41 protein-coding genes and 1 riboswitch are annotated in these 25392 nt (G+C 36.2%); of the genes, 38 read left to right on the forward strand and 3 right to left on the reverse strand.

Annotation, left to right across the window (positions count from 1 at the left end; all coding sequences use genetic code 11):
• The first annotated feature begins 61 nt into the window (after positions 1 to 61).
• The 33 genes from AMET_RS03575 (at position 62) to AMET_RS26155 (ending at position 20573) form a co-directional block, all read left to right on the forward strand.
• A complete protein-coding gene (locus AMET_RS03575) occupies positions 62 to 283 on the forward strand; it encodes a DUF1659 domain-containing protein (RefSeq protein WP_012061987.1) in 222 nt (73 codons plus the stop codon).
• A gap of 35 nt (positions 284 to 318) precedes the next feature.
• Complete coding sequence (locus AMET_RS03580; RefSeq protein WP_012061988.1) at positions 319 to 537, forward strand: DUF2922 domain-containing protein; 219 nt, start codon at positions 319 to 321, stop codon at positions 535 to 537.
• 59 nt (positions 538 to 596) lie between these two features.
• The gene (locus AMET_RS24795) at positions 597 to 761 is read left to right on the forward strand and encodes a YvrJ family protein (RefSeq protein ID WP_012061989.1); all 165 of its coding nucleotides are present in this window, start codon (positions 597 to 599) and stop codon (positions 759 to 761) included.
• A gap of 17 nt (positions 762 to 778) precedes the next feature.
• Positions 779 to 3043, forward strand: coding sequence for an SF1B family DNA helicase RecD2 (gene recD2 / locus AMET_RS03585; protein ID WP_012061990.1), 2265 nt, complete (start codon positions 779 to 781; stop codon positions 3041 to 3043).
• 98 nt (positions 3044 to 3141) lie between these two features.
• Positions 3142 to 3870 (forward strand): ComF family protein, encoded by a 729-nt coding sequence (locus AMET_RS03590; RefSeq protein ID WP_012061991.1) that lies wholly within the window; start codon positions 3142 to 3144, stop codon positions 3868 to 3870.
• 17 nt (positions 3871 to 3887) lie between these two features.
• On the forward strand, positions 3888 to 4301 hold the full coding sequence (locus AMET_RS03595) for a TIGR03826 family flagellar region protein (protein WP_012061992.1): 414 nt from the start codon (positions 3888 to 3890) through the stop codon (positions 4299 to 4301).
• Positions 4302 to 4374: 73 nt separating this feature from the next.
• The gene (gene flgM, locus AMET_RS03600; RefSeq protein ID WP_012061993.1) at positions 4375 to 4668 is read left to right on the forward strand and encodes a flagellar biosynthesis anti-sigma factor FlgM; all 294 of its coding nucleotides are present in this window, start codon (positions 4375 to 4377) and stop codon (positions 4666 to 4668) included.
• A 31-nt stretch (positions 4669 to 4699) separates the two neighbouring features.
• Positions 4700 to 5194 carry a flagellar protein FlgN gene (locus AMET_RS03605; protein WP_012061994.1) on the forward strand — a complete coding sequence of 165 codons (495 nt, stop codon included), beginning with the start codon at positions 4700 to 4702 and terminating at the stop codon, positions 5192 to 5194.
• 16 nt (positions 5195 to 5210) lie between these two features.
• Positions 5211 to 6692: a flagellar hook-associated protein FlgK gene (flgK, locus tag AMET_RS03610; protein ID WP_012061995.1), complete on the forward strand. Its 1482-nt coding sequence runs from the start codon at positions 5211 to 5213 to the stop codon at positions 6690 to 6692.
• A 45-nt stretch (positions 6693 to 6737) separates the two neighbouring features.
• Positions 6738 to 7694 (forward strand): flagellar hook-associated protein FlgL, encoded by a 957-nt coding sequence (gene flgL / locus AMET_RS03615; protein WP_012061996.1) that lies wholly within the window; start codon positions 6738 to 6740, stop codon positions 7692 to 7694.
• Between the two features lie 40 nt (positions 7695 to 7734).
• Positions 7735 to 8298, forward strand: a complete 564-nt coding sequence (locus AMET_RS03620) for a DUF6470 family protein (protein WP_012061997.1) — start codon at positions 7735 to 7737, stop codon at positions 8296 to 8298.
• 208 nt (positions 8299 to 8506) lie between these two features.
• Entirely contained in the window at positions 8507 to 8995 is a 489-nt protein-coding gene (fliW, locus tag AMET_RS03625) for a flagellar assembly protein FliW (protein WP_012061998.1), read from the forward strand.
• Entirely contained in the window at positions 8995 to 9222 is a 228-nt protein-coding gene (csrA, locus tag AMET_RS03630) for a carbon storage regulator CsrA (protein WP_012061999.1), read from the forward strand. Before fliW ends, csrA begins: the two co-directional genes overlap by 1 nt.
• Positions 9223 to 9403: 181 nt before the next feature.
• Positions 9404 to 10603 carry a flagellin N-terminal helical domain-containing protein gene (locus AMET_RS03635; RefSeq protein ID WP_012062000.1) on the forward strand — a complete coding sequence of 400 codons (1200 nt, stop codon included), beginning with the start codon at positions 9404 to 9406 and terminating at the stop codon, positions 10601 to 10603.
• Between the two features lie 80 nt (positions 10604 to 10683).
• Positions 10684 to 12453: a tetratricopeptide repeat protein gene (locus AMET_RS03640; RefSeq protein WP_012062001.1), complete on the forward strand. Its 1770-nt coding sequence runs from the start codon at positions 10684 to 10686 to the stop codon at positions 12451 to 12453.
• Positions 12454 to 12603: 150 nt separating this feature from the next.
• On the forward strand, positions 12604 to 12975 hold the full coding sequence (locus AMET_RS03645) for a hypothetical protein (protein ID WP_012062002.1): 372 nt from the start codon (positions 12604 to 12606) through the stop codon (positions 12973 to 12975).
• 106 nt (positions 12976 to 13081) lie between these two features.
• Positions 13082 to 13219: a YjfB family protein gene (locus AMET_RS03650; protein ID WP_278184253.1), complete on the forward strand. Its 138-nt coding sequence runs from the start codon at positions 13082 to 13084 to the stop codon at positions 13217 to 13219.
• Between the two features lie 23 nt (positions 13220 to 13242).
• Positions 13243 to 13476 carry a hypothetical protein gene (locus AMET_RS03655; protein WP_012062004.1) on the forward strand — a complete coding sequence of 78 codons (234 nt, stop codon included), beginning with the start codon at positions 13243 to 13245 and terminating at the stop codon, positions 13474 to 13476.
• 305 nt (positions 13477 to 13781) lie between these two features.
• Positions 13782 to 14201 carry a hypothetical protein gene (locus tag AMET_RS03660; RefSeq protein WP_012062005.1) on the forward strand — a complete coding sequence of 140 codons (420 nt, stop codon included), beginning with the start codon at positions 13782 to 13784 and terminating at the stop codon, positions 14199 to 14201.
• Positions 14198 to 14353: a YjfB family protein gene (locus tag AMET_RS24800; RefSeq protein ID WP_012062006.1), complete on the forward strand. Its 156-nt coding sequence runs from the start codon at positions 14198 to 14200 to the stop codon at positions 14351 to 14353. Before AMET_RS03660 ends, AMET_RS24800 begins: the two co-directional genes overlap by 4 nt.
• A 185-nt stretch (positions 14354 to 14538) precedes the next feature.
• Positions 14539 to 14931 (forward strand): nucleotidyltransferase substrate binding protein, encoded by a 393-nt coding sequence (locus AMET_RS03665; protein ID WP_012062007.1) that lies wholly within the window; start codon positions 14539 to 14541, stop codon positions 14929 to 14931.
• Positions 14931 to 15242, forward strand: a complete 312-nt coding sequence (locus tag AMET_RS03670; protein ID WP_012062008.1) for a nucleotidyltransferase domain-containing protein — start codon at positions 14931 to 14933, stop codon at positions 15240 to 15242. The genes AMET_RS03665 and AMET_RS03670 overlap by 1 nt, the downstream gene beginning before the upstream one ends.
• A 313-nt stretch (positions 15243 to 15555) precedes the next feature.
• The gene (locus AMET_RS24805; protein ID WP_012062009.1) at positions 15556 to 15732 is read left to right on the forward strand and encodes a YjfB family protein; all 177 of its coding nucleotides are present in this window, start codon (positions 15556 to 15558) and stop codon (positions 15730 to 15732) included.
• A 23-nt stretch (positions 15733 to 15755) separates the two neighbouring features.
• The gene (locus AMET_RS03675; protein WP_012062010.1) at positions 15756 to 15989 is read left to right on the forward strand and encodes a hypothetical protein; all 234 of its coding nucleotides are present in this window, start codon (positions 15756 to 15758) and stop codon (positions 15987 to 15989) included.
• A 161-nt stretch (positions 15990 to 16150) separates the two neighbouring features.
• Positions 16151 to 17011, forward strand: a complete 861-nt coding sequence (locus AMET_RS03680; protein WP_041720311.1) for an Rpn family recombination-promoting nuclease/putative transposase — start codon at positions 16151 to 16153, stop codon at positions 17009 to 17011.
• A 189-nt stretch (positions 17012 to 17200) separates the two neighbouring features.
• Entirely contained in the window at positions 17201 to 17398 is a 198-nt protein-coding gene (locus AMET_RS03685; RefSeq protein ID WP_012062012.1) for a YjfB family protein, read from the forward strand.
• Positions 17399 to 17421: 23 nt separating this feature from the next.
• A complete protein-coding gene (locus AMET_RS03690; RefSeq protein ID WP_012062013.1) occupies positions 17422 to 17616 on the forward strand; it encodes a hypothetical protein in 195 nt (64 codons plus the stop codon).
• A 98-nt stretch (positions 17617 to 17714) separates the two neighbouring features.
• Entirely contained in the window at positions 17715 to 17999 is a 285-nt protein-coding gene (locus AMET_RS03695) for a type II toxin-antitoxin system Phd/YefM family antitoxin (RefSeq protein WP_012062014.1), read from the forward strand.
• A complete protein-coding gene (locus AMET_RS03700; RefSeq protein ID WP_041720313.1) occupies positions 17986 to 18300 on the forward strand; it encodes a type II toxin-antitoxin system RelE/ParE family toxin in 315 nt (104 codons plus the stop codon). The genes AMET_RS03695 and AMET_RS03700 overlap by 14 nt, the downstream gene beginning before the upstream one ends.
• A 133-nt stretch (positions 18301 to 18433) precedes the next feature.
• The gene (locus AMET_RS03705) at positions 18434 to 19198 is read left to right on the forward strand and encodes a transposase (RefSeq protein ID WP_012062016.1); all 765 of its coding nucleotides are present in this window, start codon (positions 18434 to 18436) and stop codon (positions 19196 to 19198) included.
• Positions 19199 to 19307: 109 nt separating this feature from the next.
• The gene (locus AMET_RS03710) at positions 19308 to 19757 is read left to right on the forward strand and encodes a hypothetical protein (protein WP_012062017.1); all 450 of its coding nucleotides are present in this window, start codon (positions 19308 to 19310) and stop codon (positions 19755 to 19757) included.
• Between the two features lies 1 nt (position 19758).
• Positions 19759 to 20190: a ferritin-like domain-containing protein gene (locus tag AMET_RS03715; protein WP_012062018.1), complete on the forward strand. Its 432-nt coding sequence runs from the start codon at positions 19759 to 19761 to the stop codon at positions 20188 to 20190.
• A 143-nt stretch (positions 20191 to 20333) separates the two neighbouring features.
• On the forward strand, positions 20334 to 20573 hold the full coding sequence (locus AMET_RS26155) for a hypothetical protein (RefSeq protein WP_012062019.1): 240 nt from the start codon (positions 20334 to 20336) through the stop codon (positions 20571 to 20573).
• Positions 20574 to 20590: 17 nt separating this feature from the next.
• Here the strand turns inward: AMET_RS26155 and AMET_RS03720 are convergent, their stop codons facing one another.
• Positions 20591 to 21220: an HD-GYP domain-containing protein gene (locus AMET_RS03720; protein ID WP_012062020.1), complete on the reverse strand. Its 630-nt coding sequence runs from the start codon at positions 21218 to 21220 to the stop codon at positions 20591 to 20593.
• 237 nt (positions 21221 to 21457) lie between these two features.
• Between AMET_RS03720 and AMET_RS24105 the strand changes: the two genes are divergently transcribed.
• Positions 21458 to 21826 carry a helix-turn-helix domain-containing protein gene (locus AMET_RS24105; RefSeq protein WP_012062021.1) on the forward strand — a complete coding sequence of 123 codons (369 nt, stop codon included), beginning with the start codon at positions 21458 to 21460 and terminating at the stop codon, positions 21824 to 21826.
• Between the two features lie 25 nt (positions 21827 to 21851).
• On the opposite strand, the gene AMET_RS25520 is transcribed toward AMET_RS24105, so the two are convergent.
• Positions 21852 to 22001: a hypothetical protein gene (locus AMET_RS25520; RefSeq protein ID WP_157047142.1), complete on the reverse strand. Its 150-nt coding sequence runs from the start codon at positions 21999 to 22001 to the stop codon at positions 21852 to 21854.
• A 360-nt stretch (positions 22002 to 22361) separates the two neighbouring features.
• Positions 22362 to 22450: riboswitch (cyclic di-GMP riboswitch) on the forward strand.
• Positions 22451 to 22703: 253 nt separating this feature from the next.
• Between AMET_RS25520 and AMET_RS03730 the strand changes: the two genes are divergently transcribed.
• The 4 genes from AMET_RS03730 to AMET_RS03745 all read left to right on the forward strand — a co-directional run bounded on the left by AMET_RS03730 (position 22704) and on the right by AMET_RS03745 (position 25155).
• Complete coding sequence (locus tag AMET_RS03730; RefSeq protein WP_012062022.1) at positions 22704 to 22898, forward strand: hypothetical protein; 195 nt, start codon at positions 22704 to 22706, stop codon at positions 22896 to 22898.
• 92 nt (positions 22899 to 22990) lie between these two features.
• On the forward strand, positions 22991 to 23353 hold the full coding sequence (locus AMET_RS03735; protein ID WP_049765166.1) for a nucleotidyltransferase domain-containing protein: 363 nt from the start codon (positions 22991 to 22993) through the stop codon (positions 23351 to 23353).
• Positions 23325 to 23693, forward strand: coding sequence for a HEPN domain-containing protein (locus tag AMET_RS03740; RefSeq protein ID WP_242661384.1), 369 nt, complete (start codon positions 23325 to 23327; stop codon positions 23691 to 23693). Before AMET_RS03735 ends, AMET_RS03740 begins: the two co-directional genes overlap by 29 nt.
• 130 nt (positions 23694 to 23823) lie before the next feature.
• Complete coding sequence (locus AMET_RS03745; RefSeq protein WP_012062025.1) at positions 23824 to 25155, forward strand: YjiH family protein; 1332 nt, start codon at positions 23824 to 23826, stop codon at positions 25153 to 25155.
• Here the strand turns inward: AMET_RS03745 and AMET_RS03750 are convergent.
• A complete protein-coding gene (locus AMET_RS03750) occupies positions 25139 to 25354 on the reverse strand; it encodes a hypothetical protein (protein ID WP_157047143.1) in 216 nt (71 codons plus the stop codon). The two genes, AMET_RS03745 and AMET_RS03750, sit on opposite strands and share 17 nt — an antisense overlap.
• Between the last annotated feature and the right edge of the window lie 38 nt (positions 25355 to 25392).

Genomic DNA, 25392 nt, shown 5'->3' on the forward strand with positions numbered 1-25392 from the left:
AAATCAATGCTAACTTTTCCTTTCTTACGACAGTTACTAAGTAAGAAGGGAGGTGAGCAGGATGCCAATCAATATTATGAATGAAACCTCAAGAGTAAGACTTCGTTTTGTAGATCGAATTGATGAAGAGGGGAGAGAACGATTAGTCACAAGAACCTACAGCAATGTGAAGCCTGAGGCTGCCGATGAAGCTCTCTACAATGCTTCAGCAACCATTGTGGGACTTCAAAGCAAGCCACTGAAAACCATCATTCGAGCAGATGAAAAGGAGTTAGTGGAGTAATCTATCCTTAGGATAGAAATAAGGAGGTGAACTAGATGAATCAGGTATTAGCGTTATCCTTTATGAAGGGTGATGGCACAAAGCTAAGAATGACAGTGCCACATCCAAGGGAAGATGTAACAGGGGCAGAAGTGAAAACTGCCATGGATGAAATCATCGCAAGTGATGTCTTTGCTCCCGGTGGAATTGCCTTGACTGGTGTTGATGAAGCGAGAATTATTTCAACCCAGGAGGATGTATTGGAGTTAGTATAATTAGGAGCCGAGGGAGATTTTCCTCGGCTTTTACATTGTTGTAGAGGGGGTGAGAAAAAATGAATGATGTATTCGGTCATGTGGCCAACCTGGGATTCCCCATCGTTGTGTCGGTGTATTTATTGGTGCAAATCGAGGAGAAACTAGAAGGACTTACCGTGAGTATTCATGAATTAGCCAAGTCTATTGAGCGATTAACAATGAAAAGACCCGAGGGATTGTGATATAATGGAAGGCAAGAATGCGTGTAACAGGAGGAAGTGCTGTGGTTGAGCTAGAAGGACAGTTAGTGGAAATCATTTTTCAAAATGAATCCAATGGATATATGGTAGGGATTTTAGAGGCAAAAGAAGAGATCGCCACAATTGTAGGCTGTTTGCCTGCCATTAAAGAAGGAGAACAATTGGCTGTAAAGGGGAAATGGGCGGTGCATCCTGTCTACGGCAGACAGCTAGAGGTAGGGGAATACCGTCCCATTCAACCCTCCACAAAGGAAGGGATCTTAAATTACTTATCCTCAGGAGTCATCAAAGGCGTGGGAAAAAAGATGGCGGAGCGAATTGTGGATCTATTTGGAATGGATTCTTTGGAGGTGATTCAATATGCCCCAGAACGATTGAGGGAGGTAGAGGGTATTGGGCGAGCTAAGGCGGAGACCATCACCGAGACCTTTAGGGATCAAAAGGAGCTCAGGGAAATCATTCTCTTTCTTTCGGAGTATCATATCACCCCTAATTATGCAGTAAAGATACATAAAAAGTATGGAGATAAAACCATCGCCACTATTCAAGAAAATCCCTATCGGTTGGCGGATGAAATTGTTGGGATTGGTTTTAAAAGAGCCGATGCCATAGCTCGAAATATGGGGGTTCATCCCCATTCAAAATACCGAATTCATTCAGGAATTAAATATATGTTAAACACATTCCAAGGGGAAGGTCATACCTATGCACCGGGTGTTAAGCTAATCCAACGGGCAGAGGAGCTACTCAGGGTAGAAGAAGGTCAGGTAGAAGGCGCCATCCAAGAGCTTGCCCTGAATCAGGAAATACAATTAGAACGAATTGATGATGAGATTATCGTTTATTCTATGCCCTATTATTATGCAGAGTCTAATGTATGTAAAAAGCTCATCAGTTTAGCTCAAGTAGAGTTAGACCCCATCGAAATGGATATTGACGAAGAACTACAGAAGATTGAACAAGCAGAAGAGATGACACTGGCAAAGCAACAAAAAGAAGCCATCAAAGAAGCAATCGAGAATGGAATTTCAGTCATTACTGGAGGTCCGGGAACAGGAAAGACAACAACCATCAATAGTCTGATTAAGGTTTTCGAAAAGTTAGAGTTAAAGATGCTATTGGCAGCCCCCACAGGCAGAGCCTCTAAAAGAATGACAGAGGCCACTGGAAAAGAATCAAAAACCATTCACCGGTTATTGGAATTGGGATTTGGAGATGACCGTGAAGGCATGCTTTTTCAACGAAATGAAGATAATCCCCTAGATTGTCATGTCATCATCATTGATGAAGTGTCCATGGTGGATATTATATTAATGAATAGCCTAATGAAGTCCATTGCTAGGGGGACTCGGGTTGTATTAGTAGGAGATGTAGATCAGCTTCCCTCTGTGGGTGCTGGAAATGTACTTCGAGACATTATTGACAGCAAGGTTGTGAAGACCATTCGACTAACGGAAATTTTCCGTCAAGCCCAGGAGAGCATGATTGTCGTCAATGCCCATCGAATCAACCAGGGGCTCTATCCACAATTAAATGAAAAGCAAAAGGATTTTTATTTTATGAAACGAAATGCCAAGGAGGATGTTTTAGCCACCGTAGTGGAATTGGTGAGAGACCGACTTCCTAAGCACTATCAGTTTGACGCCCTACGTGATATTCAAGTGCTGACACCCATGAAAAAGGGGGAGACTGGAACACTAAATCTGAACAAAGAGCTTCAGGCAGCTTTGAATCCTCCAAATGTATCCAAGGCAGAGAAGGATCTCAAGGAAAAGATCTTCCGAGAGGGAGACAAGGTAATGCAAATTAAAAATAACTATACATTAAAGTGGCGCTGTCTAGATCCCATGGCTGAAGAACAAAAGGGGGAGGGTGTCTTCAATGGAGATATTGGATATGTCCAAAGCATCGATACAGAGGCGGAAGAGTTGGTCATACTATTTGATGACCAAAAACAAGTCAACTACAGCTTTACCCAGCTAGATGAATTGGAACTGGCCTACTCCGTCACCATCCACAAAAGTCAAGGAAGTGAGTTTCCCGTTGTAGTCATTCCCATTACATGGGGACCCCCTATGTTATTAACTCGAAATCTACTCTACACCGCAGTAACCCGAGCCAGATCCCTGGTGGTATTGGTCGGGGTGGAAAGCTATTTAAAAAAAATGGTGGACAACAATAAAATTATTGAGCGGTACTCTGGACTAGGGAGACGTTTGGGGAAATACTTTGAAATGCAGATTAAGGATGAAACTAAAATTTGAATATGATTATCCAGAATCAATGTACTGAGACTATAGATGCATTTCTTAATTAATTTTGTCGAAAAAGCAGGAAAAAAATATTTCAAGGAGAAATAAAGATGAAAGCATATTGGGGGGCCTTAATGGATCTAATGTATCCATTGGATGTCAGCTGCATTGCATGTAAAGAAAACCTATCAAATCAGACAAAGTATTATTTGTGCGATACCTGTTATGGTGAAATTGATTTTTTTCCAGAGCACTGCTGTCATCAATGCGGTAAGATCCTTTCAATGACCGAGGCAGTTGGTCTATGCCAAGCCTGTGAAAGCAAACCGCCTTCCTTTGAAAGAGCAATCGCTGTGTTTCAATACCAGGGGCATATCAAGCGTCTCATCTTTCGATTTAAATACGAACATGAACCCTATCTCAGTCGCATCATGGGGCAGATGCTAGCTGATAGCTATGAAAAAGAAGCCTTAGAGGTTGGTTTAATCATCCCAGTGCCATTGCATTATAAAAGACAAAAACAGCGGGGATTTAACCAAGCTGAGCTCCTAGCTAAATATATGAGTCAACAGGTGAAGCAGCCCTATGATCCAGATGTACTCATACGTAGTCAGGAAACCATCATCATGCATCATTTGACAAGACAACAACGGGAGGAAAATGTGAAACAAGCATTTATGGTAAAGAACCCTGGGTTAATCGTAAACCAAAAGCTCTTATTAATTGATGATATCGTGACCACCGGGGCGACGTTGAAGGCCTGTAGCCGAGTGCTGTTAGAGGCAGGGGCACAATCTGTAACAGCTTTGACTTTGGCACGAGGTGGGGGACAATCCTAGAGAAGGAGGAATAAAGAATGGATTTAAGAAATTGCAAACAATGTGGGAGAGCCTTTTCTTATCAGGGCATGGAAGTTTGTTCCCGATGCGCAAGCGATGATCAATCAGAATTTGCTAAAGTGAAGGAGTATTTATATGAGCATCCTGGAGCCACTGTGTCGGAGGTTTCTGATGAAACAGAGGTAAGTGAGAAGAGTATCCTGCGTTATTTACGTGAGAGTCGTATCGAAATCCGGGAGTCAGATAACTTGTACTTAGATTGCGAACGATGTGGAGCAGGCATTCAATCAGGAAAATACTGCGATTCCTGTGCTGGTGAAATGAAACGCCAGTTCACTGCAGCTATTACACCAAAAACAAAGCCTAAGGAAGAAACGACCACAGAGTCAAAAAATAGAATGTTCATAGCAGAAAGAAAAAGACAAAAATAACTTAAGAAAACCCTCACTTTAGCCGATACTATATGTGAAAGAAGGAAATCGGAAAAAGTCGAGGTGTTTTTTTATGAAAATTCACAGTAATCCAAATGTCATCCAGGCCATGAAGGTATATAATAAAACGGCCACTGAAAAGATTCAAAAGGGACAATCGGTACACCAGCCAAAGGATGAAATTGAAATTTCCACTAAGGGAAAGGAATTTCAAGTGGCATTAAAGGCCTTTAATGCATTGCCTGAAATTCGAGAAGAAAAGGTAAAGCTGGTTAAGGAACAAATGGAACAAGGGAGCTACAGCGTTTCTGGTAAAGAGGTAGCAGATAAAATGATTGATGGACTAATGATTGACCACAAAATTTAAGCGTAAGCTGAAGACGATCGAGGTGAATGGGATGAGTAAATCCATAGAACAGTTAAAAGAAGCTTTAATACAAGAGAACAAAATGTATGAGGCGGTTTTAGAAATGGCAGAAGAGAAAACAGAAGTCATTGTACAGGGTCAGGTGAAAGAGCTAGAAAAAATTACAGAACTTGAACAGCAATACATGGCAAAAATGGGCGCATTTGAAAAAGTGAGGCGTTCGATTTTTGCTAACATGAGTGAAGAATTAGGGATCAAAGAGCCTACCAGTGTTTCAGAGCTACTGCTATTTCTAAAGGAACCTGTTGGGGAGGAAATTGACACCCTAAGAAACAACCTGTTAGAAACCATAGAAGGATTAACAAAGGTGAACGAAAGAAATGAAAAGCTCATTCATCAAAGCTTAGAATATATTCATTTTAATTTAAAAATAATGACCGACTCCAATGGAGACGGCAATGAATACGGTCATAAAGCAAATGAAAAACAAAAAACAAAAACAAACTTCTTTGATATGAGGGTATAGAAAAGGTGGGAAAAGAATGCGTTCAACATTTTCGGGATTTAATACAGCCACATCAGGAATTTTTGCATCACAGCGGTCTTTAGATGTAGTAGGACATAATATTGCAAACGCAAATACACCGGGATATTCAAGACAACGACTAGAACAAGCTGCCAGTACCCCCATGAGTCTATATGGTGGAAAAGGAATGCTGGGAACTGGTGTGGATACCGTAGCTATCAAACAAATGCGAAGTGAATTTCTAGATTTTAAATATAGAGATGAAGTAAATGCATTAGGATATTGGGAAACAAAGGAGTATGGACTTGAGTTTATTGAGAGTATTTTCAATGAACCATCTGATACAAGTGTTGCCACTGTTACTGATGAACTTTTTGCTGGGTTTGAAGAACTGAGCAAAAACCCTGAGAGCATCACTGCAAGAACCGTAGTTCGAGAACGGGGAATCGCTTTTACCAACACAATGAACCAAACCTATAAGCAACTAGAGAAATTAGCTAAGGACGTGAATTCTGATATTAATGCCACTGTAAGTAGCATTAACAGCTATGCAGATCAGATTGCTGAGCTAAATAAGCAAATTTATCGATTCGAAGCAGATGGTAGTAGTGCTAATGATTTAAGAGATCGAAGGAATTTACTGATCGATGATTTGTCTAAGCTTGTAAATGTAGAGGTGCGAGATGTAAATGATGGATATGGTTCATCTAAAATGGTTGTGCAAATAAATGGACAACCCTTGGTAAATCATGATCAAGCCTATAAATTAGATGCCACCGCGACAAAATCCAGTACATTTGATGATGAAATTAACATGACTGAAATCAAATGGGCCAATGGCAGTGTGGTTAACCAAGATTCATTAAAGGGAGAATTAGGGGCTTTATTGACTTTAAGAGATGGAACAACCAAGGATAATAAAGGAATTCCTTTCTATATTGAGCAGCTTAATGATTTTGTCGGGAGTTTTGCAAAAGCAGTTAATGGTATTCATGAAGACGGACTCGACTTAGATGGAGATGAAGGCGTAGCATTTTTTACAGATGGCAATACCGGAGATCAAATTACAGCAAAAAATATTCAAATCTCCTTGGAGATTGATCGGGATCCTAGGAAGATTGCTGCCGCCACCATGGGGGAACTTGGGGAACCAGTAGTAGGAGATGGATCCAACGCTTTAAGGTTGACAGAGCTACGACATGCTCAAATGAGTTTCGATAACGGTGAGTTTAAAGGAACACCAGAGGATTTTATGATTTCCTTAATTGCCAACTTAGGGGTAAATACCCAAGAGGCTACGAGAATGGCTAGCAACCAAAGTATATTAACAAACCAGATAGATCGACAACGGCAATCAATTTCAGGTGTTTCCTTAGATGAAGAAATGGCCAACATGGTTCGTTTTCAACATGCTTACAATGCCTCAGCCAGAATGGTCACAACCATGGACGAAATGATTGACGTGATTATTAATCGAATGGGCACTGTGGGTAGATAAAACGCTTAAAATATGATCGATATATGATAGAAGGTGGAGAAGCTCATGAGGATTACCAATAACATGATGATTAGTAGTATGATGCAAAATCTAAATGGAAATTTACTTCGTATGGATCAGAAACAACTACAGGCGACTACTGGAAAACGCATTCACAAGCCCTCTGATGATCCTATCGGTATTTCCAGAAGTTTGAAGCTACGTTCGGATATCAAAGAACTAGAACAGTACAAAAAAAATGTAGATGACACCATTTCTTGGCTAGAGACCACAGAACTAGCGGTACATAATGTAGGTGCAGCCGTAGAACGACTAAGAGAGCTGACGGTGCAGGCTTCCAATGGGGTATTGACTGAAGACGAAACAAAAAAAATTAAGGCAGAAGTAGTAGAGCTAAAGAATCAAATTATTAGTCTGGGAAACACAACCTATGGCGGAAAATATGTTTTTTCCGGAAAAAAAACGGATCAAAAGCTTTTTAATGATGCTGGAGAGTATAATGTAAGTAATTTATCAATCGATCACGCTCCTGACGCAATAGATGATAAAATCAAATTTAATGTAGGTATGGGAGAAACGATTGAAATCAATGTAGTAGGATTTGAACTCTTCGGTGGAGATGAAGTATCACATGAAGATGATGTGGTAGGGGTAGAGGGTGGTGAACAAGCAGGAATTATTAAAATGATTGAAGACATCGAAGCAAAATTAGAGGCCGGGGATACTGCTGGTCTAACGGATGACCTTCAAAACATAGACATCTACTACGATCAATATTCAACCATACGATCAGAAATTGGAGCCAAAGTAAACCGCATGGAATTGGTTGAAAATCGAATTGTAGATGATCGCCTAAACTTGATGGAACTTCAATCTAAAATAGAAGATGCGGATGTGGCTGAAGTGTACATGCAGCTTATGGCGGAGGAGAATGTGTATCGTTCTTCATTGGCTATTGGCTCAAGGATTATTCAGCCGACATTGATGGATTTCTTAAGATAAAAAGACAAAAGAAGGTCTTAAAAAACCAGGAGGGGATGAAATGAATCTCCGAATTGATATGCAAAATGCTCAAATTGGAATCCAGCAACAAATGGGACAGCTAAACATTCAACAAAATCATTTTCCTATGACATTACAGCAAACAGAGCCTAAATTGAGTCTACAAACAGCTGATGCAGAGTTAACCATTGACCAACAGCGATGTTTTGCAGAGGTTGGGCTAAAAAATGACCGGCAATTGACGGCAACCTATGCACAAAAAGGAAATCGCACAGCACAACAAGCTATAGCTCGAATTGCCCAAGAAGGAAAACAAATGGCAAATATTCAAAATGGTAAGGTCATTGCACGACAGGCAAAGCAGTCACAGGGAACGCAACAAAGACAACTGAACTATGACATGGCACCCAAAAGTCGTCCTGATATCAATGTGACCCCAAAGGAAGTTCAAATTAACTTTCAAAAGGGTGAAGTATCAGTGAATGTCCAAAACCCAGGAGCCCAAATAGACTACCAGCAAGGGGATCTACAGGTCTATTTAAAACAGAAAGACTTTATTAATATCGAATATATCGGACAGAATTTAAATACGCTAGGGGGGTAAGGGGATGAAGCCCTTGCCTTTTTACTTTCTAATAAACGATTAATCTATAAAACTTTTATAGGCGTTAACGTAATCAAATCATTTCCAGAAATCCTTTCAAAGTGTCATCCTGAGCATAGTGAAGGATCTTGCAATAAAATGACAAATTATAGCTTAAGTTAACGCTAACGCTAACGCTAACGCTTTAAAACATAGAGGAGGAAAAAGAATGATATTACAAACAAAGCACTTCGGTGAGATTGAAATAAACCAAGAAGAAATTATCAGATTTCCAGATGGCATCCCAGGTTTTGATGACTACACACAATATATCTTTATTGAAAACCCTGATAAGGAAGTGCCCTTTCATTGGCTACAGGCTGTGGAGGATGGGGCACTGGCCTTTGTCATCACCAACCCTTTTTTATTTAAGCCTGATTATGACTTTGAAATCTCAAAAAATGTGGTAGAAAAGCTTAGCATAGAGGACCAATCAGATTTACAGGTGTACACTATCGTTCGTGTCCCAGAAAATATAAAAGAAATGACAGCGAATCTGAGGGCACCTCTAGTTATTAACACTAAAAACAAAAAAGGAAAACAACTGATGCTAGACAGTGAAGTTTATCATACAAAGCATTACATATTAGAAGAGATCCAAAAGATGCAGGAACAATCTAACCAAACATCTCCAGCAGCAGAGGGAGGTCGAGACTAATGCTAGTCCTATCAAGAAAAAACAATGAAAGTATTATGCTAGGCAAAGACATTGAAATAAAGATCCTGGGCATTGAAGACGGAAAAGTAAAACTAGGGATAGAAGCCCCCAAGGATGTAGAAATCTATCGCAAAGAAATTTACCTAGAAATCCAAGAAGAAAACAAAGCAGCCAGTGAACAAAAACAAGACTGGAGTCAATTGAAGGGATTGTTTACAAAAAAATAAAAAAAGACAAAGTTTTTTCATTTTCCCTATCAAGTTCTATATTTTTAAACCGATAACTATAATAAGAACAAAAACTTCTGATTTCTTACACGCCGGCAAAAAGAAAAAGAAGTTGGAGTATACTTAGTGATCTTATGGCAAGGATGCCAAAGACATAATAAAATTCAAGGAGGAATAACAAATGAGAATTAATAATAACTTAATGGCAATGAACACACATCGTCAGTTGGGTAGTGCACAAGCAAATGGTGCAAAGTCAATGGAAAAATTATCTTCAGGCTTTAGAATCAACAGAGCTGGAGACGATGCAGCAGGTCTTTCTATCAGTGAAAAGATGAGAGGACAGATTCGTGGTTTAGATCAAGCTTCTAGAAATGCACAAGATGGTATTTCTTTAATTCAAACAGCAGAGGGTGCTTTAAACGAGACTCACTCTATTCTACAAAGAATGAGAGAATTATCAGTACAATCTTCCAATGATACAAACGTGCAAGAAGACCGTGATGCACTACAAGCTGAAATGGATCAATTAGCAACAGAAATCACAAGAATTGCTGATAACACAGAGTTTAATACAAAAAACCTATTAGGTGGAGAGTTTGAAGGAAAATTCCATATTGGAGCTAACGAAGGACAAAACATGGAATTAAAGATTGCAGCGATGGATGCAGATTCTTTAAAAGTGCAAGGTGAAGTATATGAAGCACAAGACCTTGATAATGTAGATAATGTACAAATTCAAAGTAGAACGGGAGAAGATGTAACAGTTGAGTTTGCAGCTATACAAGTGGCTGATGGTGCTGCTGTAACGAGCACAACAGCAGCATGGAATACTGATGGAGATGTACTTACGGTTACTTTAGCTCAAGCAGCACCAACGTCTACTGGATCTACTGGTCTTGTTCAAGCAAGTGATCAAGATATTATGAATGCCATCAATGCGGCTGGAGGAGAGTATGGTCTTTCTGCAATAGCCAATGGAACCGTTAGTGGAACTGCTATAACAAATGGTTCAGCTGGTATAGCCGATGTAGATTTGAATAACTGGGAATTAGACGTGGAAGCATCAGCAGCTAGTGGTATTGATATTTCTAGCCAGGCAAAAGCAGATGAAGCAATTACAACCATTAATACAGCGCTAGAAAGAGTATCTAAAGAAAGATCTATGCTTGGTGCGGTTCAAAATAGACTAGAGCATACGATTTCTAACTTAGATAATGTATCTGAAAATCTACAAGCTTCTGAGTCAAGAGTTAGAGACGTAGACATGGCTAAAGAAATGATGGAATTAACTAAGCAAAACATTTTACAACAAGCATCAACAGCTATGTTAGCGCAAGCAAATCAGGCACCGCAGTCAGTTCTTCAATTATTAGGATAAATAAATATATACTAATAACAATCGAGGGTCAGGGGAGTATTTCCTCTGGCTCTTTTATTATTAAAATAGGAGGTGTTAAAATGAAGGAGAAAAGTAAAAATATTAAAGATGGAATTAAGAACTTTATAGAACAGGGCCACTATCAAGAAGCTATGAGTCTGCTACAAAAATATGAAAAAGTAGTACCTACGGATATTGATATATATAATTTAAAAGCCATGATATTTATATTAACAGGAGATCTAGAAAAAGCAAAAGAAATACTAGAAAATGGATTGAAAATAAAACCATTAGATTTTGATATTCTCTACAATCTAGGTTATATATATGAACAAAAAGGAGAATTTTTAGAAGCTTATTATTCATATACCACAGCCCAGTATAATGCTGAAAATCCTCAGCAAATTCAAGATGTTATACAAGCGTTAGAAGGAATAAAAGATTATTTTGCAGGTAGAAGTATTATTATAGAAGAAGATGGAAATAAAAAAATTAAAACGCAAGTACGTTATGGAACAAAAGTATTGGAGATGAAATTTGATCTTCAAAGAATAATAGAAAGAAAAACAATACTAGAGGCTATAACTAAGCATCTAGATATCAGCAATGAAAGAATTCTAGAAATAGAGTTTGGAACCGGCTTGATTAGTAAAAATTTAAATTTCTATGGATTTGATGTTACGGCAATTGATTCTAGAAAACTAGCGTTACTAGAGATCATTAGCAAGGAATGGCAGGACAATCTTTTTAATCCTAGACAGTCTAAAGCACAATTTTATCATAATAAATTAGAAGTAAAACATGTTGCATTGCTATCAGATTATGATGCAATTATATTAGTCCCGGAATCAGAGGCTTGGTATGAGCAATATGATCAAGAAGAACTATTTTATATGATAGAAAATATAATTAATAGAGTAAAGAAACAGGCATTTATTAGAATTCCTGATTTAAATATAGATAAATATAAACAGTTAGAACTTTTGATATTAGAAAAGGCTAGAAAGGCAGAAAAAAAAGTTAGGCTTATTAATATTCATGAAGAAAATGAATCATCAGAAAAAATCTTATTAATTGAGAATAAAGAAGAAAGAAAGTATTTTTCCATACCCATTGCCTTGGAGACCATTAATAGTAAATCTGATGTAATAGAAGTTGAAATAGAAAAATGTAGAGATAAATTTGCATTTGGATATGAAGAACATGGATGGCACCCATTTGTAGCATTAGCGCAGGAATATTTGGAAAAAGAAAATTTAACCTATGAAGAATCTATATTAAAGATGTACTATGAAAAGTTCCAGCCTCAAAATTTACAGCAAGCTCTTTTAGACCCTAAACATAGTCCTCTTAATCCCATAAATAAAGGCTGGATCGGTTATCCTTGGACTTGGAATACACGAAATAAAGTAATTATAGATCAAAAATTTGGAGAGACACGACCAGGAGGAAATCATTTCTTTGGCCCTAACTCCCATGAGTTTGGTAAAAACGAATTTCAAAGAATTATTATCAATTGTGAATTGATTAAATCTGTTGGATATCAGCCTGAAGGCTTTGCTGACGGTTACATTAGTGGGTATATGTTGAAAACTAAGGGGGATTATCGATTCATTGTTACCGAAGGTCAACATAGAATGGCAGCCTTAGTTGCCTTAGGGTATAAAACAATCAAATGTCGCTTTATTCAAAAAGAGGAATACCCAAGGGTTGTGAACATAAAAGATTCAAAACGATGGCCACAGGTTATAAACGGAGCTTACTCAAAGAAAGTGGCTGAGAAAATATTTAATATGTTTTTTGAGAATGATGGTAGGGAGAGAGCTAAAAGGATAGGACTATTAGATTAGGCGGGACAATGGGGACGGTTCGCGGGACAATGGGGACGGTTCGTGTTGTCACCTAAAAAGAATTATGCTAGAACAAGTATAATGAAATACTTTTGTCGCATCATAGAAATCTCGTAGAATAAATAATTAAAAGAGAAAGTTGGTGACCCAATGAAAAAAGAAGAAATAATAGTAATCAAAACCAGCTTAGAGTTACTAGAGACCATGGAAGAAGGCCTCGTCTATATCAAAGGAAAACTAAATGAACTAAAAACAGAGGAAACAATAAATGTTTTGCTAGACCTGACAAATGCCTTTGCCAGCATAGAGCAATCCATTAATCCAATCCTACTTAAATTAGAGAAGAATGATATGCCAATAAAGACAGATGTACTAAGAGATGCCTTAGATGTCATGATTAAGGAATATGAAAATACTAAAGGACAAAGAGCAGTGGAAATCATGCAGTTTACCCTAGAACCAGCCTTTAAGAACTGGAAGCGTGAAGTAGAAGAGACATTAAGACCCTACATTGTTTCCTAATAGTAGAGGCGAATTGATTCTCTGATAAAAGAAAGGAGTTGAACCCATGGACATAGCAGCACTATCAATGGGACTTAATCAAATGAAGATCTAGCAGGAAGCCAGTATATCCGTCATGAAAATGGCAATGGATGCAGGGAATGCCCCAGTAGAGGATTTGGCTAAAATACTAGATGCCAATACAAAGATGATGGAGCAATCCGTGAGTCCCAGTGTGGGAAGTAATCTAGACATCAAGCTATAATTCAAACCAATAGGAATGATAAAATGGAAGACCAAGAACAAGTGAAAAAAGAAATGGAACAGCAGCTAGAAAAGATAAAGTACAGAATCCAAATGTTAGACCTGATAGAAGAAAAGCTTTTTCAAATGAGGGAGCTAGCTCAAAGAGTAATAGATGAAGAATTGTCTAATGAAGAAATCGAAAACATCAATCAACAGGTGAAAACCTTAGAAAAGCAATTTAAACTCCTAAACAGTGAAAGCAATGGAATCTCTTAATATATAATAGAATTATGAATACCTGAAGACTCTGAGTAGGGTCTTTTTTTCTTGTTTTCTACGAAGTGTACCCTGAGTTAGAAGCAGTAGAAAAAAACCATTCTAAAGGCTAACCTAAGCCATCTATTTTCCTACCAGTCATAATGGAAGTACAATGGGGACGGTTCTTGCTGTCAACCTAGTCATGAAAACTGTTTAGAATAAATAATGGAAATAATAGAGTATAATGGGGACGGTTCTCGTTGCTAACCTAGCCGTGAAACCTGTTTAGAATAAATAATGGAAATAAGAAAGTAGGTGCCATAATGAAAGAGCAAGAAATAGAAGTAATCAAAAACACCTTAGAGTTACTAGAGACCATGGAAGAAGGACTTATGTATATCAAAGGAAAACTAAAGGAACTAAAAACAGAAGAAACCATAAATGTACTGCTGGATCTAACAAATGCCTTTGCCAGCATAGAAGGATCACTTAACTCAATTCTACCTAAACTAGAAGACAATAGCATTACAGTAAGGATGGATAAACTTAAGAATGCCTTAAATGTCATGATTAAGGAATATGAAAATACTAAAGGACAAAGAGCAGTGGAAATCATGCAGTTTACCCTAGAACCAGCCTTTAAGAACTGGAAGCGTGAAGTAGAAGAGACATTAAGACCTACATTGTTTCCTAATAGTAGAGGAAATGTATTCTCTGATAAAGGAAAGGAGATGAACCCATGAACATCGCAGCACTATCAATGGGATTTAATCAAATGAATATCCAGCAGGAAGCCAGCGTATCCGTCATGAAAATGGCAATGGATTCTGCGAAAGGACAGTCTGGGGATCTAGCTAAAATACTTGGCTTGATCATGATGGAAATCTTTCATTGATATAGAAGCTACAAATAAAAGATAAATTGTGAAGTTAAGCTTTGTATTCTGGGAACTTATCCATCTAATCGATGTTATGACTTTCTACTTTATGGTAGAATATTAAATAGGACATAGTATAGTAAATTTAGGGAAAATAGTTTGGAGCTTAACTATATAAAAACCTAAAGGATGGTGTTGTAATTATGGATAAAGATATTAGGTGGAAACAAAGATTTTCTAATTTCAAAAAGGCTACAGAACAACTTACTGAATTTATAGAAAAAGAAGAGCTAAATAAGTTTGAGGTTCAGGGACTCATACAGTGTTTTGAGTATACGTTTGAATTAGGATGGAAGACGATGAAGGACTATTTAGAAAGAGAAGGCTTTATTCTAAAAACTCCAAGAAACACAATACAAACAGCTTTTCAGTCTGAGTTAATAACTGATGGTCATACATGGATTGATGCCTTAGAAAAGAGAAATTTGATGGCCCATACATATGATGAAGAAAAAGCAGCAGAGGCTGAAATGCTAATTAAGGAAAGATATTATTATATTATTGTCGAACTTTGCAATAAACTGGAGGAACTGTGATGAATACAGGACTCAAAGAAGATGATTTAAAATATATAATTAATGTAATTAAAGATTTTGATGAAATAGAAAAAGCAGTTGTATTTGGTTCAAGGGCCGAGGGAAGCTATAAAAGGGGATCCGATGTGGATATAGCAATCTATGGAGAAGGGGTTTCGTTTGATACTATATCGACTCTTAAAGCTAAGCTTGAAGAAGAGGGGCCTTTACCATATTTTTTTGATGTTGTAGATTATTACAATTTGGAAAATCAAGATTTGAAGGAACATATCGATAGAGTGGGTAAGGTTATTTTTCCTGTGAACTTCTAGTACCAGGATCTCATGGGAGGTGGGCCAAGTGCCAGACAACCATTAAATACATTACCCGTAGGTTCAAATTCATTCGAGCATAGAATACAATAGAATAGTACAGTACAATAGGGACGGTACAATAGGGTACAATAGGGACGGTTCTCATTGACCATCCACAAATATTATTATCATAAGGGTAATCAATTTGCTTTGATTTTGAATGACCTCGATTGAAATCGAAGTAAGAATGGACAAACCATGAAATGCTACAAAATCAAATTTCGAATGAATTCGAAACTACGATATTTTCTAAAAGAAAGGAGCTAATACCATGGATATCGCAGCATTATCAATGGGACTAAATCAAATGAAAATCCAACAGGAAGCCAGTATATCCGTCATGAAAATGGCAATGGATGCAGGCAAGGCCCCAGTAGAGGAGCTAACAAAGATGATGGAGCAGTCAGTGAGTCCTAATGTAGGCAGCAATCTAGACATCAAGCTATAATTCAAAGCAATAGTAATGATAAAATGGAAGATAAAGAGCAAGTAAAAAAAGAAATGAAACAGGAACTAGAAAAGGTAAAGTACAGAATTAAAATCCTTGATTTGATAGAGGAAAAGCTCTTTGAAATGAGAGAGCTAGCACAAAGGGTCATAGAGGAAGAATTAACCGATGAAGAAATCGAAAACATCAATCAACAGGTAAAAACCTTAGAAAAGCAAGTGAAACTCCTAAACAGTGAAAGCAATGGAATCTCATAATATAGAATAGAATCATGAAAACCTAAAGGCTCTGAGAAAGGGTCTTTTTTGCTGTGCGGAATACCTCGTACCCCTTAGAATAAAAATAGCGATGGTTACAAATGCATGTTTTGTGGTAAAATAGAAATATAGAAGAAATGTTCTGACGGGAAGTGATGAAGATGAAATTATTAAGTCCAATGAATGATTTTGTATTTAAAGCTCTATTTGGAAGAGAAGATGCTACAAGTAAGCAATTACTGATAGAACTACTGAATGACACCTTAAGGGCAAAGGGAGAAGACTTGATTGCAAGTGTAAAGTACCTAAACCCATTTAATTATAAAGAGTACGAATTTGACAAATTGTCTGTACTAGATATTAAAGCTGAGACAGAAAAGGGAGAACGAGTAAACATTGAGGTTCAGGTAAAGCCAGAGGTAAGTTATAGAAAGAGAAGTCTCTATTACTGGGCAAAGACCTATGCAGAAACCATAGGGGAAGCAGAACCCTATGAGGAATTAAAAAAGACAATCGTTATTAATATCATGGATTATGACGCTATCCACGAAAGTAAAAAACTCCATACCCATTTTAAGTTATTAGAAAGAGAAGAACATTTTACCCTAACAGAAGATCTGCAAATTCATTATTTAGAGGTACCTAAGTTAGCAGAAGCAAAACAAATAGAAGCGTTAGAGGGAATAGAATTATGGATTGCTTTCCTAAAAGAAGCTGGGAAAGCAGGTAATGAGGAGAAGATTGAAAGGTTGAAAAGGAGGAGTGAGAGTATGAGTAAAGTAATAGAGTCCTTAGAAACTGTAAGTGCCGATGAAAAGCTGCTAGAAGCCTATAGAGCTAGAGAAAAGGCTAGAAGAGATGAAATTTCTAAGCTTGCTTATGCTAAGAAGCAGGCTAAAATTGAAACAGCGGAAAAAGCTTTCAGGAATGGTGCGGATTTAGATTTTATAGCAGAAATTACAGACATACCATTAGAAGAACTTAGAGAAATAGAAAAAAGAGTTAAATCACAACAAAATTAACTATATATTAGATACTAATAATGATATATATTTTAGAGAAAAATATTGGTAAACCTAGGGCTTATGGCTTTAGGTTTTATTTTTTAGCCTATTGGAAATCGATGGTGCCAGGAACTTAACTTATTACAATGATAATTATCAGTAACAAAATTTGTAGATAATTTAAAGACAATGAAAGGAGCTGAACCCATGGACATAGCAGCACTATCAATGGGACTAAGTCAAATGAAGATCCAGCAGGAAGCCAGCATGTCGGTAATGAAAATGGCAATGGATTCTGCTAAGGCACCAGTAGAGGATCTAGCTAAAATGCTAGATGCCAATACAAAGATGATGGAGCAATCCGTGAGTCCCAGTGTGGGAAGTAATTTAGACATCAAGCTATAATTCAAACCAATAAGAATGATAAAATGGAAGACCAAGAACAAGTGAAAAAAGAAATGGAACAGCAGCTAGAAAAGGTAAAGTACAGAATCCAAATGTTAGACTTGATAGAAGAAAAGCTTTTTCAAATGAGGGAGCTAGCTCAAAGAGTAATAGATGAAGAATTGTCTAATGAAGAAATCGAAAACATCAATCAACAGGTAAAAACCTTAGAAAATTAGGCTTTATAAAGCTTAGTGTATTTTAAATTTTATATTTATAATATATGCAAATAATGATATAATATGAATATATAGAAACGTTAAAAAGGGGTGAGATCATGGAAGCAAATATCAGACCATCATCGGATTTAAGAAATCACTATAACGAAATTGCTAAGCAGTGTAAAGAAACAAGAGAAGCAGTTATTATTACTGTAAATGGTCGTGGAGACACAGCAGTTCTGGGCCTACAGGATTACAAGCAAATGAGAGCTGAATTAGAATTGCTTAAAACACTTACAGATGCAGAAGAAGATGTGGTGAAAGGTAGAATAGGCTCAATGCAGGATTCCTTTGATGATCTTCGCGAATCTTTAATGAAGAGGAATAATGAAGATGTATAAAATTTTAAGAACGGATAAAGCAGAGGATCAGCTTAGAGACATTATATTCTATATTGCAGATGATTCAGGCGATGTGGAAGTTGCTCTTAAGTATCTGGATAAAATAGAAGCTGCTATCAATCGTCTACAGGAGTTCCCTAAATCAGGAAGCATCCCAAGGTATTCTATTTTAAAGAAGCGAGGATATAGAGTAGTAACAGTTGAAAAACACCTAGTCTTTTATAGGATAGACGAAGAGGAAGAAACAGTTATTATCTATGCGATCGTCGATGGAAGAAGAGAATATAGAAATTTAATATAAGGAGCTGAAAAAGCTCCCGGCTCTAGAGCAATTGCTTTAGGGCTTTTCTATGCCCAAAACAGTGAGTGCAATGGGGACGGTTCTCGTTGACGTGTATTTCAGAGCATGATATGTTTAAGTAGGGGTGGTAGATATGCCAAGGGAAGCAAGAGAAAAAAGTAAAACAGGAATTTATCATGTGATGGTACGAGGTATAAACCAACAGGATATTTTTGAAGATGATGATGATAGGCAAAGATACTTAGAAACGATTACAAGATATAAAAATGAGCTTGATTTTGAAGTATATGCATATTGTCTAATGAATAATCACGTTCATTTATTAATTCAAGAAAAAGAAGCAGAACTATCAAAGATATTTAAAAAGATTGGCACAAGCTATGTACATTATTTCAATTGGAAATATGAGAGAAATGGACATTTGTTTCAAGATCGATATAAAAGTGAAGTAGTAGAAACAGACTCATATCTTCACACAGTCATAAGGTATATACATCAGAATCCTGTGAAAGCAAAAATATCAGGTATAAACGAATATAAATGGAGCAGTTACAATGATTATATTGAAGGACATGGCATCAGCGATGTTGAATTTTACTTGGAGATGCTGGGAAAAGAAAAAGATATGGCGACAAGAAGATATATACATTATATGAATGAGCTTAGTGATGACCAATGTCTAGAGATTGTAAATACGTTAAGGATATCTGACGAAAAAGCAAGAGAAAGGATTAAAGAAATTGGCAATTTAAAAAACATATCAGACCTTCAAAAACTTGAAAAAGATATGCGAAATAAGATATTAGGAAAAACCAAGGAAATTGAAGGTATTTCTATCCTTCAGATTTCAAGAATAACAGGGATTACTAGACAAGTAATCAAAAAATCTCAGCAATGAGAATCGTCCCTAGTGCTGCGTAGTGCTGTGCTAGAAAAGGATAGAACATTTTTGTTTAGCAATCAATTGATTCGGGTATTTAGAAATAGCGAAGAAAAGGAGGCTAAGTATGGAAGGGAATATTGATTTTAATGTATTGATTCAAGAAATGGGAAAATGCTGTCTGACAGAAAATGTCTGTGAGACTTGTGATAAGGAGAAATGCTTGGTAGGCTATTGTAAGCAGTCTCTGTTGACTACCTTCAAACAGCAGGATGAATTTATAGACGGAGGAATGGATGACATTCCCTATGATGATTTGAAGGCATTTGATGAAGAGACATTAATCAACGCCATTGTCTTTACGCTAAACCAATGTAAAAATTGTCACTTATATCACGATGAGGACTGTATTATTAATATTATTCGTAGTGCAATGGAAATTGCTTTAATTGGGCAAGAACAGGACTATAAGGGAAGCACCCTTGTATACTTTACAGATTTACAATCTACAAATAAGGTAATAGCAGATAAAATCTACACTGCCTTTAAAGAAATTCAAGGAAAGAAGGAGAATTAAGATGGAAAAAAGAAGTTTAACAATTGAAAGCGTTATTGGAGAAACTAAGGGAACACCTTTAGAAAGAATGGTGAAGCAAAATTTTAATGGAGAAACCAGTGAGGTGGGCATATACATAGCCATGGCAAGACTTGCTCAAAGGGAGGGCTATCCAGAAATTGCAGAGGTATTAAAGACCATTGCGTGGGAGGAAGCTGAGCATGCAGGCAGATTTGCTGAATTAAATGGTGTTATTCAAACAGATTTATTTGAAAATATCAAGCAAATGCTAGAGGGTGAAACCTTTGCAAATCAAGGGAAAAAGGAAGCGGCTGAAAAGGCTGAGGAACTAGGCTTACATACAGCTAGGGATTATTTTAATGAGTCTGCCAAGGATGAAGCAAGACATGCAAGAATGCTAGAGGGGATGTTAGATCGATATCATCGTGAATAATTTTAAAATACTTCTTCGAGGATGAGTTGAAATGATAAAAGCCTACGCGTAGAATTGTTTCTAATACGCATAGGTCTTTTTGATTATTCCGAAGGACAGTGGAGGACAGTGGGAACGGTTCTCGTTGACGCACATTTCAGAGCATGATATGTTTAAGAAGTATATCAGACCTTCAAAAACTAGACAAAGATATGCGTAATAAGATATTAGGAAAAGCCAAGGAAATTAAAGGTGTTTCTATTCTTCAGATTTCAAGAGTAACTGGGATTACCAGACAAGCAATCAAGAAATCAAGAAATCTTAGCAATAAGAACCGTCCCGAATGTACTACGAATGTACTAATCAAGAAATCAAGAAATCTTAGCAATAAAAACCGTCCCTAATGTACTCTAAACCCTCATCAGCTCCAATTGCTGGTGTTTTTCTTGTATTCTTCATTTAGTAAATTGCTAAGCAAATCATAGCTCTTATCAAAAATATAAGGGTCTATTTCTTTACCCTTCATCCTCTTCATTAACTCCATTGTATCTTTAATTTTAAAGGGTCTATAAACCCTAGACTGTGTAATGGCGTCAAATATATCTGCTATTCTTATGATTCGACTATACAAGTGTATGTCCTCACCTGATTTTTCATCGGGGTATCCACTGCCATCCCAATTTTCATGATGATGTCTTAGTATTTTTCCTATTTCTATATTTTCTTTATTTCCTTTATTTTCACATACTATATTTCTAAATAACATTTCCGAGTAGAGAGCATGTTTTTTCATGACTTGCCATTCCTCATTTGTCAATTTATCTTCCTTGTATAAAATCGATTGCGGAATTTTACTTTTGCCCATATCATGAAATAATGCTGCTTTATATAACTTATCTTTGTCAACTTTTACCAATTCTATTGCCGTTGCTATCTTCAAAGATATATTGGCTACATTTACAGAATGTATAAAAATTTCTAAAGAGAAATTATGTTTTGGGATATTGCTATCTATACTTGATATTGATTTCTCTTTTATTTTGCATTGCATAATATGCCCCCCTTAATCATAAAGTAAGTATGAAATAAATTACCTCAATTTCTACTTTTTTAGACAATAAATCTTTTATAATTAACCATTTTCTACAATATTAGCTGTATTATGCCATTAAATACAATTTTAAATCATATTGGCACAGGTGTCAATTCTAAAAGAATTATTTATTAATTCTTTTAGTCCGTAGAAATGCAGATATTATCTGTATAAAGTTATTAATGAGGTGATAATATGTCAATTGATCTTAAATTAATAGGAAATAAAATTCGCAAGGAACGAATCTTGCTAGATCTAACATTAGAAGAATTAGCTGAAATACTAGATCTATCTCCTTCCTATATGGGATTAATTGAGAGGGGACAAAGGGGAGTCAGTATTGAGACTTTATATAAACTCTCAACAACCTTAAATGTGACGACAGATTATTTATTATCTCCTGCTGATGAAAAGGCATGTGATACTCGACTTTCATGTAATGTGCTTTATCAAAAAATATTGACGCATATAAAAAAATACAATACAAAAGAGTTAAAGTTCCTATTGGAGTTTATCGAATTAAAGAATAAGCATGATAGCCAGTTTTTGAAACGAGGGCTATAACGCCCTCCGTTTACTTTTACGTGTTTTACTTTGATTCCATTGATTCGACGAGTTTTTCAAGCACTTGATTTAACTCATATCCTCCACTAGTTATTTCTTCTTTCAGTTGAATCTTTACTTTTGTGTCATTGTGAATAAGCATCTTAAATAATAAGATAACATTTTCGGTCTGCATAGTATCACCTCCTATCAGGTAATACTATAAATTAAAGTTAATATTTACTAAAGTATTTTTCACAAAATACAAGATAGTGGGGACGGTTCTTGTTGACGTAGGCTAACAACGAGAACCGTCCCTGTTGTGTTGTACTGTTGTGTTGTAGTTCCGAGAATTAGTTGTGCTGTGTAGCCTGTATGCGCTTTGCAGAATTTTAATTGTTTTTCTAATTTTTTTGGAAAATAATGAAGGGATTAGTAATGTAATGTCGAATACTGTATTTACGAACAGGTCTACATCACTATTCAAATCATTTTTTACTAGGACCTAACTCCTATTAGATTTGTTCGCAAACTGAAAATTGTATAATATAAATATTGTTGATAAAGGCAAACTTATTGAAAAATAAGGACGCAAAGCTATGGATCTAAGGGAAGTTGTATTCCTATGATTGCCAGGTTGCCGAAATGTGAATTAGAAAGTATGGAAACTAAGTATGTTTTCTGAAAATGCACACATTAAGACACCTGTCTCCTTTATCTAGAGACGGGTGTCTTTTTGTGTGAAAATCAGTGGAAGTATGTATAAATTCAGTTTGTTGTTAGGAGAAAATTTTTGTAGAAAATTTAATATGAAGGTGAGTTAAGGTATTGTAACAAAGAACCGAAAAGAGGGGAGGGAGGATAAGGCTGGATTAAATTTAGCCTATATCCAATTTAAATGTCGTTAGGAACAATAAAGCATCACCAATACGGAAAAGGGCACATTGTAGGCGTTTTAGGATGTAAAGTTATAGTCAAGTTTAAAAATGCACTCGAGACAATAGAAGAAACATATGACATTAACACTTATTTAGAGTTACGAAAAAAAGAAGACAAGCAAAGAGAGCAGACAGTTACTTTGAAGGATAGATAAAGCGCTATATGAAGGGTCTTTTTTTACTGAAAAATATGGTACAATATAGAAAGAGAAATTTCAAATGATTTAGATGTGAAGGAGTGACCCTATTGATTATAGATCAAAGAAAACATATAGACGCACTAAGGAGTATAAGAAAACAGTTAGTGAAAAAATATGATCCTGATAAAATTATTTTGTTTGGATCTTTGGCAAAGGGTGTCATTCATAAAGATAGTGATCTTGATCTATGCGTTATAATCAAAACAAACCATAAGCGTTCTTTATTGCAAGATATGTACGTTAATATTGAGAGTGATATTTCCTTTGATATTGTTCTCTATACAAAAGAAGAATGGGAAGAAAATATAAAAGATCCAACTAGCTTTGCTTATAAAATTCTAGATGAGGGAGAGTTTTTATATGGTGGAGAGCAAGAGGTTTATGGATTGGTTGGAAAAATCTTCAAATGATATTAAAGCAGCTAGAATATTAAAAGAAAATGATTGTGGCTATGAACTAGTGGCATTTCATTCTCAACAAGCAGCAGAAAAGATATTAAAGGCATATATTATTAATAAAGCAGGAGTGATTATTAGCAGTCATAGTTTAGTTTTTTTATGTAAGGAAGCTTCGAAATATGAGGGAAGCTTTAAATATCTGATTAAAGACTGTGCTTTTTTAAATCAATATTATATAGAAACAAGATACCCTGCTGAAGATAATTTGGTTGTATCGGAAGAAGAAGTAGAAGAATGTATAAAAATTGCAGAGAATCTTTATATGAAAGTGAAAAAGGACTTGCATAGCTGAATAAATAATAACTGTTATGCACACTTTTCTAATAATATGATATAATACGATTGTGTAACAATTAACAATTAAGTGATTGCCCTTTAGGTTAAATAGCAAGCTTGTATCATAGTGAAGTGGAGGATTCTCAATGAATACTAATACAAGAACACATGTAGTGGACAGGCTCTATCGTTTATCTAACGTAGTAAAGTTTCTTGGTTGGAGTCTATTGGGAATTTTTATTTTTTTTGTACCCATTACTTTTAGTGGAAATAAAACAATACCGTTAGATCATTTAGTGACTAACATAATGGTGAGGGTTCCAAGTTTTGCACCTATATTTACTTTTGTAATCATCATGATAGGGAGTATACTACCCTTCTATGAAAAAAGCTGGAATAAGGATAAAGCCACTTTTGTATTATCAATTCTAAAACTCCTTGCAATTATACCAGGCTCAATGGTGATCTTTAACTTTGGCCCAGAATGGTTAATGAGGGAGGATATGTTGCCCTTTTTATTTAGAAGGGTGGTTATGCCCGTGGCATTAATTGTACCATTAGGTTCTTTATTTTTGACCTTTATTACTGGATATGGTCTACTAGAATTTTTTGGTGTGTTAATGAAGCCTATTATGAGGCCGGTTTGGAAGGTGCCTGGTGTGGCGGCAGTCAATGTGGTAGCCTCTTTTGTAGGTAGCTTTTCTGTGGGAATTTTTATGACCAATAGGCTTTTTCGAGAAGGTAAATATACAGTAAAAGAAGCGGCAATCATTACAACGGGTTTCTCAACGGTTTCTGCTACATTTATGGTGATTATAGCGAAGACACTGGATTTAATGTTTATGTGGAATGCTTTTTTCTGGAGTGCACTTATTATCACCTTCGTGGTGTCTGCCATAACAATAAGGTTGCACCCTTTAAAATCAATGGAAGATACATATATAACGGGAGCCGAGGCAAATCAATTAGAGTTTAATGAAAAGCTATTCTTAAATGCAATTAGAGAAGCCTTTAAGACTGTTGAAGGCTCCAATTCTATTTTGAAAAATATGATGATTAATTTAAAGGATGGACTTGAGATGTGCTTAAGATTAATCCCTGGTATTGTCTCTATTGGGCTCATATCCCTTATCCTTGTGAAAACAACAAATTTCTTTGATGTGATTGGATATATTTATTATCCACTGACTACTCTGCTAAAGCTCTCAGAGCCAATGCTAATTGCAAAAATAAGTGCCATAGCAGGGGCTGAGGTTTTTATACCCTCTGTTATTGTCGCTGCTGAAGAGGTAGGTTTAGCAACCAGATTTATTGCAGGTGTTGTTTCAATATCATCAATACTGTTTTTCTCTGGATCGATTCCCTGTATTTTAGCAACGGATATTGATTTATCTATAAAGGATATCCTGTTAATACTGGTACAGAGAACAGCCTTAACAATTATTTTAGTCACACCTGTTGCTATGATTTTGTTTTAGAAGGATTGTGATTTTCAAATGACACTAAAAAACCTTTTATAAATATAGACATTGTTTCTTCAAGAGGATAAGCGCCATCATGTAAGCACCAATTGTAAACCAACCCTCTAGCTGCTATAAATATGAATTCTAAAATCTCTTCAGAGGTAAAATCTGCATAATGATTGAAATATTCACCTCTTCGTTTAAAAATTTCCATAAGAATATCATGTAAATGAATGGGTAACTTGTAAATTG

Source organism: Alkaliphilus metalliredigens QYMF (assembly GCF_000016985.1).
Lineage (GTDB): Bacteria > Bacillota > Clostridia > Peptostreptococcales > Natronincolaceae > Alkaliphilus_A > Alkaliphilus_A metalliredigens.

What these genes read in the sequence shown, in the direction of transcription:
- AMET_RS03575 (WP_012061987.1), top strand. Translation starts at nt 62, where the DNA reads ATGCCAATCAATATTATGAATGAAACCTCAAGAGTAAGACTTCGTTTT.
- AMET_RS03580 (WP_012061988.1), top strand. Translation starts at nt 319, where the DNA reads ATGAATCAGGTATTAGCGTTATCCTTTATGAAGGGTGATGGCACAAAG.
- AMET_RS24795 (WP_012061989.1), top strand. Translation starts at nt 597, where the DNA reads ATGAATGATGTATTCGGTCATGTGGCCAACCTGGGATTCCCCATCGTT.
- recD2 (WP_012061990.1), top strand. Translation starts at nt 779, where the DNA reads ATGCGTGTAACAGGAGGAAGTGCTGTGGTTGAGCTAGAAGGACAGTTA.
- AMET_RS03590 (WP_012061991.1), top strand. Translation starts at nt 3,142, where the DNA reads ATGAAAGCATATTGGGGGGCCTTAATGGATCTAATGTATCCATTGGAT.
- AMET_RS03595 (WP_012061992.1), top strand. Translation starts at nt 3,888, where the DNA reads ATGGATTTAAGAAATTGCAAACAATGTGGGAGAGCCTTTTCTTATCAG.
- flgM (WP_012061993.1), top strand. Translation starts at nt 4,375, where the DNA reads ATGAAAATTCACAGTAATCCAAATGTCATCCAGGCCATGAAGGTATAT.
- AMET_RS03605 (WP_012061994.1), top strand. Translation starts at nt 4,700, where the DNA reads ATGAGTAAATCCATAGAACAGTTAAAAGAAGCTTTAATACAAGAGAAC.
- flgK (WP_012061995.1), top strand. Translation starts at nt 5,211, where the DNA reads ATGCGTTCAACATTTTCGGGATTTAATACAGCCACATCAGGAATTTTT.
- flgL (WP_012061996.1), top strand. Translation starts at nt 6,738, where the DNA reads ATGAGGATTACCAATAACATGATGATTAGTAGTATGATGCAAAATCTA.
- AMET_RS03620 (WP_012061997.1), top strand. Translation starts at nt 7,735, where the DNA reads ATGAATCTCCGAATTGATATGCAAAATGCTCAAATTGGAATCCAGCAA.
- fliW (WP_012061998.1), top strand. Translation starts at nt 8,507, where the DNA reads ATGATATTACAAACAAAGCACTTCGGTGAGATTGAAATAAACCAAGAA.
- csrA (WP_012061999.1), top strand. Translation starts at nt 8,995, where the DNA reads ATGCTAGTCCTATCAAGAAAAAACAATGAAAGTATTATGCTAGGCAAA.
- AMET_RS03635 (WP_012062000.1), top strand. Translation starts at nt 9,404, where the DNA reads ATGAGAATTAATAATAACTTAATGGCAATGAACACACATCGTCAGTTG.
- AMET_RS03640 (WP_012062001.1), top strand. Translation starts at nt 10,684, where the DNA reads ATGAAGGAGAAAAGTAAAAATATTAAAGATGGAATTAAGAACTTTATA.
- AMET_RS03645 (WP_012062002.1), top strand. Translation starts at nt 12,604, where the DNA reads ATGAAAAAAGAAGAAATAATAGTAATCAAAACCAGCTTAGAGTTACTA.
- AMET_RS03655 (WP_012062004.1), top strand. Translation starts at nt 13,243, where the DNA reads ATGGAAGACCAAGAACAAGTGAAAAAAGAAATGGAACAGCAGCTAGAA.
- AMET_RS03660 (WP_012062005.1), top strand. Translation starts at nt 13,782, where the DNA reads ATGAAAGAGCAAGAAATAGAAGTAATCAAAAACACCTTAGAGTTACTA.
- AMET_RS24800 (WP_012062006.1), top strand. Translation starts at nt 14,198, where the DNA reads ATGAACATCGCAGCACTATCAATGGGATTTAATCAAATGAATATCCAG.
- AMET_RS03665 (WP_012062007.1), top strand. Translation starts at nt 14,539, where the DNA reads ATGGATAAAGATATTAGGTGGAAACAAAGATTTTCTAATTTCAAAAAG.
- AMET_RS03670 (WP_012062008.1), top strand. Translation starts at nt 14,931, where the DNA reads ATGAATACAGGACTCAAAGAAGATGATTTAAAATATATAATTAATGTA.
- AMET_RS24805 (WP_012062009.1), top strand. Translation starts at nt 15,556, where the DNA reads ATGGATATCGCAGCATTATCAATGGGACTAAATCAAATGAAAATCCAA.
- AMET_RS03675 (WP_012062010.1), top strand. Translation starts at nt 15,756, where the DNA reads ATGGAAGATAAAGAGCAAGTAAAAAAAGAAATGAAACAGGAACTAGAA.
- AMET_RS03680 (WP_041720311.1), top strand. Translation starts at nt 16,151, where the DNA reads ATGAAATTATTAAGTCCAATGAATGATTTTGTATTTAAAGCTCTATTT.
- AMET_RS03685 (WP_012062012.1), top strand. Translation starts at nt 17,201, where the DNA reads ATGGACATAGCAGCACTATCAATGGGACTAAGTCAAATGAAGATCCAG.
- AMET_RS03690 (WP_012062013.1), top strand. Translation starts at nt 17,422, where the DNA reads ATGGAAGACCAAGAACAAGTGAAAAAAGAAATGGAACAGCAGCTAGAA.
- AMET_RS03695 (WP_012062014.1), top strand. Translation starts at nt 17,715, where the DNA reads ATGGAAGCAAATATCAGACCATCATCGGATTTAAGAAATCACTATAAC.
- AMET_RS03700 (WP_041720313.1), top strand. Translation starts at nt 17,986, where the DNA reads ATGAAGATGTATAAAATTTTAAGAACGGATAAAGCAGAGGATCAGCTT.
- AMET_RS03705 (WP_012062016.1), top strand. Translation starts at nt 18,434, where the DNA reads ATGCCAAGGGAAGCAAGAGAAAAAAGTAAAACAGGAATTTATCATGTG.
- AMET_RS03710 (WP_012062017.1), top strand. Translation starts at nt 19,308, where the DNA reads ATGGAAGGGAATATTGATTTTAATGTATTGATTCAAGAAATGGGAAAA.
- AMET_RS03715 (WP_012062018.1), top strand. Translation starts at nt 19,759, where the DNA reads ATGGAAAAAAGAAGTTTAACAATTGAAAGCGTTATTGGAGAAACTAAG.
- AMET_RS26155 (WP_012062019.1), top strand. Translation starts at nt 20,334, where the DNA reads ATGATATGTTTAAGAAGTATATCAGACCTTCAAAAACTAGACAAAGAT.
- AMET_RS03720 (WP_012062020.1), bottom strand. Translation starts at nt 21,220, where the DNA reads ATGCAATGCAAAATAAAAGAGAAATCAATATCAAGTATAGATAGCAAT.
- AMET_RS24105 (WP_012062021.1), top strand. Translation starts at nt 21,458, where the DNA reads ATGTCAATTGATCTTAAATTAATAGGAAATAAAATTCGCAAGGAACGA.
- AMET_RS25520 (WP_157047142.1), bottom strand. Translation starts at nt 22,001, where the DNA reads ATGCAGACCGAAAATGTTATCTTATTATTTAAGATGCTTATTCACAAT.
- AMET_RS03730 (WP_012062022.1), top strand. Translation starts at nt 22,704, where the DNA reads ATGTCGTTAGGAACAATAAAGCATCACCAATACGGAAAAGGGCACATT.
- AMET_RS03740 (WP_242661384.1), top strand. Translation starts at nt 23,325, where the DNA reads ATGGATTGGTTGGAAAAATCTTCAAATGATATTAAAGCAGCTAGAATA.
- AMET_RS03745 (WP_012062025.1), top strand. Translation starts at nt 23,824, where the DNA reads ATGAATACTAATACAAGAACACATGTAGTGGACAGGCTCTATCGTTTA.
- AMET_RS03750 (WP_157047143.1), bottom strand. Translation starts at nt 25,354, where the DNA reads ATGGAAATTTTTAAACGAAGAGGTGAATATTTCAATCATTATGCAGAT.